Genomic DNA, 4,758 nt, shown 5'->3' on the forward strand with positions numbered 1-4,758 from the left:
GTCCACGACGAGGCGTTCCAGGACCGTCTGGTGCGGGCCCTGGCCGAGGAGACGGGCACCGCGCTCTGAGCGGCCGGCGGGGATGTCCGTGCCGGTCGGCATCCTCGCACCTCACATGGGTGGGTCCGGGCGGGGCACCCGTGTGCCCGTTCACCAGGTGAGGGACGGGGAGTCGAGTGATGAGCGCCGAAGACGCGGACAAGCTGCTGGACGGGCTGACCGTGGACACCAGCCGGAGGGAGCAGCCGATCGTGCTGGACGGGGACGGGCACCCCATCCGGACATGGCGGGAGAACCATCCCTACGACCGCAAGGTGAGCCGCAAGGAGTACGAGCGCACCAAGCGCATCCTGCAGGTAGAGCTGCTCAAGCTCCAGCGGTGGGTCAAGGACACCGGCGCACGCCTGGTCGTCGTGTGCGAGGGGCGTGACGCGGCGCAGCGGTACATCAGGCATCTGCCGACGGCCGGGGAGATCGTCTTCTTCGACCGCTCCTGGTACAACCGGGCCGGCGTGGAACGCGTGATGGGCTACTGCTCCAAGGACGAGTACGAGCCGTTCCTCGACCAGTGCCCGGCCTTCGAACGGATGCTGGTGGACGACGGGATCCTGCTGGTGAAGTTCTGGTTCTCCGTGTCCCGCTCCGAGCAGCGCACGCGCTTCGCGATCCGGCAGTGTGTGTACAGGGCGAGGGCGCCCAGGACCCAGAGCCAGACGTACGGTCGTCGCCACTCGCTCCTCTTGCCAGGTACACGGCACTTCTCCTTCGGGAGCGGGCCTCGACGGTGAGCGGAACTCAACTGCTGCTGCCGCCCCGAGGGCCCGTGTCCGCTTCGGCATCTGCCGCGGGATCGGCGGGGCGGAAGCATGCCGTCACCGTCTTGCCGTGCCGCTGGCACCTCATCCCCCACTCGTCGGCGAGCCTGCGCACGATCGCCACTCCGCGGCCGGAGACCTCGCCCGGCTCCGGATCGCGCTGGCGCGGCAGCGTCGGGTCCTCGTCGTGGACGCTGACATGAAGGCAGTCGCCGTCCCAGGTGAGGACCAGGTGCGCGTCGCTGTGCGCATGGATGTGTGCGTTGGTGATCAGTTCGGACACCGCCAGCACGATGGCGTCCACCGTGTCCGGCTCGGCAGCCGCCCGGGGCAGGGTCTCGAGACGCCTGCGGGTCCACTCCCGCCCTGCTCGTACTCCTTCGGACATACGGAAGGAGTGCGCCCACCCCATCGCCTTCACCGCCACTGCCCCGGTCCCCTCTCCTGCGTCCACACACGAACTCGTGCACCGCCGGGTACCCCGGCACCGCCTCGGCAGGCATGGGTCGCACGGCGCCGCCGTCACCGCGTATCCGCAGGCGCCTCGATCGGAGACTGCGGATACGCCGGCCCTTCATCGCTGCCGGAGGTGCGGATGAGTCTCGCGATGCACGCCGTCGCCCGGTACCTGCGGATCACCGCCAAGCCGCGCTCCTCGACGGCGGCACGCGCCCGGGACAGAATTCGGCCGCTCGCGGTGCCGTGTACGTGCGCGGCGGGGCGTACACCAGCGAGATCACCGGACAGCACTGGTCCCTGGTCGGGGCGCCGGCCGACGAAGGCGTCCGGGCCGAGGTGCCTCTGTACGGCCTGACTCCGCGGCACACCTACCGCGAGGCCTATCCGTTGGTGACCGAGGTGTACCGGCGTTGTCGGAGCACCTGCCCGCCGCAGCGGCACCCACTCGCCGGTGACTCCGCCGGCGCCGGTCTCGCGCTCGGCGCCGCCCGGGAACTCCCGGCCGCGGGCCTGCCGCAGCCCCGCCGGATCGCTCTGATCTCCCCCTGGCTCGACCTCACGCTCAGCCATCCCGCGGTGCGGGCCGTCGCACCGCACGACCCGTGGCTGACACCGGAAGGCCTGGTCGAGATGGGCCGTGCCCGGGCGGACGGCGACGACCCGGCCGACCCGCGTCTGAGCCCGGTCGCCGGCTCGCTGAAGGGCCTCGCGCCAATGTCCGTGTTCATCGGCACCCGCGACGTCTCTACCCGGACGTGTGCCGCCTGCGTGAGCGCGCCGCCGGGAGGACACCGCTGGAGGTGACGGTCTGTGCGGGCGCCGTGCATGTCCACCCGCCGACCCCACGCCCGAGGGCCGGGCCGCAGCCACCCGCATCGTCGAGGACGTCTCCCGGTGACTGCCGGGCAGGGACCGGCAAGGAGCGGTGGCCGACACCCGCGCTCCGGCCCGGTCGTCAGGGCCTGGAGAACAGAGCGGGCCCGGAAGGCGAGGAACCGCCGGTGCGCACGCCGCTCGTGACCCGCAGGAAATCCAGCTTCTCCGCATCGGCGGAGCCCGCGGCCACCGTGTAGACGATGAGGCGGATGTCGCTGCCCGGGACGGTGAGCACGTCGCAGTCGCACGTCACCTCGCCGGCCTCGGGGTGCATGACGGTCTTGCGGGCCGAGACGTGCGGACCGACCGCGCCCTCGTCCTGACTGTCCTACCGTCACGGAGGGCACTGGTTGTCCTCTCGGCACGGGCCGAAGGTGAACGCATGACGACAACGTTCATCACAGGAGCCAACAAGTCCCTCGGGTACGAGACCGCCCGCCGATTGATCGAGGCCGGGCACACCGTCCTCCTCGGTGCTCGCGATCCGGAGCGCGGCCGGACGGCCGCCGACGCACTCGGTGGCCGGTTCATCCGGATCGACGTGACGGACGACGCGTCGGTGGCCGCGGCCGCCGCCGACATCGGGGCACGCGAGGGGGGCATCGACGTCCTGATCAACAACGCCGGTGTCTTCGGGACCCACAGTCCCGCCGACCGGATCACGGCAGCCGACGCGAGCGAGGTGTTCGAGGTCAATGTCGTCGGGATCGTCCGGGTGACGCACGCGTTCCTGCCTCTGCTGCGCACGTCGGCGAACCCGGTCATCGTCAACGTGTCCAGCGGCATGGGGTCGTTCGCGGCCACCCACGACCCCGAGCGCGTCGAGGGGCGGGCCGTCGCGCCGCTCTACACGGCGTCGAAGGCTGCCGTGACCATGCTGACCACGCAGTACGCGAAGTCCTTGCCGGACATGAAGGTGAACGCGGCCGACCCGGGCTACACCGCGACCGACTTCAACGGACACAGCGGCCCGCAGACGGTGACCGAGGGGACCGACGCGATCGTCGAACTCGCCACCCTCGAGGCGGACGGGCCGACCGGGACCTTTCGCGACCGCCACGGCGAGCTCGCCTGGTGATCCGGCCCCCTGGGCTATGACACCTGTTATAGCGCCATGTAAGCTCGGCTTATAACAGTTGTCATAGAGAGAGTCGGAGAGTCATGACGGTCATCACCGTGAACAGCCCCAAGGGCCGCCTCAGCCCGGAGCGGCGCCGCGAGCTCGCCGGGACGCTGACGGACGCCGTACTGGTGCCCGAGGTGGGTCAGTTCGCCCCGGCCGCGCGGGTCGGGTTCCAGGTGCACTTCACCGAGCGCGAGCCGGACATGATGGCCATCGGCGGCCGGTTGCTGGCGGATGCGGGACCGGAAGCCGATGCGATGGTGATCGACGTGACGGTCATGGACGGCGACTGGCACCGGGACGTCCGCAAGGAGGTCATCGAGCGCGTCCTGACCGCGCTCGCCGACGCCTGCGGCCTGCCGGAGCCGTCGCCGGCCTGGTGGGTGACCTTCCGCGTGATCGACGAGGGCAGCTGGGGCTCGCGCGGCACCGTCCTGTCCGTGCTCTCCCTGCTCGAGACCGGGGTGTTCACCGAGGAGAAGGCCGACGCCGTGCGGACCGCGCTCGGCGCATGAGCAGCGCGCGGCGGGCACCGCACCCGCCCGAGCCCGAATCGATCCACCCCACCCCGGCCGCAGAACGCGGCCATGCAACGAGAAGCCCGATGAACTCGCCCTTTCCGCGCCACTCCGCCACCCCTGCCCCTTCTGAGCAACCGGCCGAGGAGGGAGTGCACCGGCGACGCACGGCGGTCTCCGCTCTCGGCCACGAGGTGCGCGCTCTGGTCGACGCGACCGTCCGCACCACAGCCGCACCGGATGCCCTGCTCCGCGTGGCGGAGGGCGTCCGCGGGCTCGCCGCACAACTGACCGGGCAGCGCCGCGCACGCGCGGACATCCCTGTGGTGGACGAGTTTCCGGACGGGGTTCGGATGTACAGCCCCGTCACCGGTACCGGCAGCCCGCTCGCGCCGCCCCTGGAGGTGACGCGGCTCGACGGCGGCGTGGCGGGCACCTGTGTGCTCGGCATCGCCCACGAAGGGCCGCCCGGCTACGGGCACGGCGGCATCAGCGCCATGCTGCTGGACGAGTCGATGGGCTGGGCGTGCGCCACCGCGGGCATGCCCGGCATGACCGTCTCCCTCCAGATGCGCTACCAGCGCCCCGTGCCGCTGGAAGCCCCGCTGCGGGTGCTCGCCCACGTCACCGGCACCGAGGGACGCAAGGTGTACGTGGCCGGTTCGATCACCACCGAGGAAGACCCCGCCACGGTCCTGGTGGCGGCGGAAGGAGTCTTCGTCTCACCGGACCCCGAGCACGCCCGGGCCCTGTTCCCCGGCCTGCGGGACTCCGGCAAGACCTCGGCCGGACGGCGAGCACGGCCATGACGGCCCGGCGCTCGTCCATGGCCCGGCAGGCCTCGGCAAGCGTGACGACCAGGACCGCCCCGGTGCCCAGCAGCGGGCCGGGCTCGACCTCGAGGACGGCGGCGTGGTGCCGGGCGTGGCGCAGCAGCGGTGGCACGTGTCCCGCGCTGGCGAAGGAC

General features: G+C 71.6%; 5 protein-coding genes and 2 pseudogenes. 5 read left to right on the forward strand and 2 right to left on the reverse strand.

The window, feature by feature from the left end:
* Nucleotides 1-179: 179 nt before the first annotated feature.
* Nucleotides 180-674 (forward strand): annotated as a pseudogene (locus ABZ281_RS38290) (polyphosphate kinase 2); the annotation flags it as partial.
* 121 nt (nt 675-795) lie between these two features.
* Here ABZ281_RS38290 and ABZ281_RS38295 read toward each other — a convergent pair.
* The gene (locus ABZ281_RS38295) at nt 796-1,242 is read right to left on the reverse strand and encodes an ATP-binding protein (RefSeq protein WP_356662636.1); all 447 of its coding nucleotides are present in this window, start codon (nt 1,240-1,242) and stop codon (nt 796-798) included.
* Nucleotides 1,243-1,523: 281 nt separating this feature from the next.
* Between ABZ281_RS38295 and ABZ281_RS38300 the strand changes: the two genes are divergently transcribed.
* Complete coding sequence (locus ABZ281_RS38300; protein WP_356662632.1) at nt 1,524-2,078, forward strand: alpha/beta hydrolase fold domain-containing protein; 555 nt, start codon at nt 1,524-1,526, stop codon at nt 2,076-2,078.
* A 151-nt stretch (nt 2,079-2,229) separates the two neighbouring features.
* Here the strand turns inward: ABZ281_RS38300 and ABZ281_RS38305 are convergent.
* A pseudogene (locus tag ABZ281_RS38305) lies at nt 2,230-2,469 on the reverse strand (transcriptional regulator); the annotation flags it as partial.
* Between the two features lie 63 nt (nt 2,470-2,532).
* Here ABZ281_RS38305 and ABZ281_RS38310 point away from each other — a divergent pair.
* The 3 genes from ABZ281_RS38310 (at nt 2,533) to ABZ281_RS38320 (ending at nt 4,600) form a co-directional block, all read left to right on the forward strand.
* On the forward strand, nt 2,533-3,228 hold the full coding sequence (locus ABZ281_RS38310; protein WP_356662633.1) for an SDR family NAD(P)-dependent oxidoreductase: 696 nt from the start codon (nt 2,533-2,535) through the stop codon (nt 3,226-3,228).
* Nucleotides 3,229-3,311: 83 nt separating this feature from the next.
* Nucleotides 3,312-3,788 carry a tautomerase enzyme gene (locus ABZ281_RS38315; protein WP_356662634.1) on the forward strand — a complete coding sequence of 159 codons (477 nt, stop codon included), beginning with the start codon at nt 3,312-3,314 and terminating at the stop codon, nt 3,786-3,788.
* A gap of 155 nt (nt 3,789-3,943) precedes the next feature.
* On the forward strand, nt 3,944-4,600 hold the full coding sequence (locus tag ABZ281_RS38320; protein ID WP_356662635.1) for a PaaI family thioesterase: 657 nt from the start codon (nt 3,944-3,946) through the stop codon (nt 4,598-4,600).
* The last annotated feature ends 158 nt before the right edge of the window (nt 4,601-4,758 follow it).

It is taken from the genome of Streptomyces sp. NPDC006265 (genome assembly GCF_040613555.1).
Classification (GTDB): Bacteria; Actinomycetota; Actinomycetes; order Streptomycetales; family Streptomycetaceae; genus Streptomyces.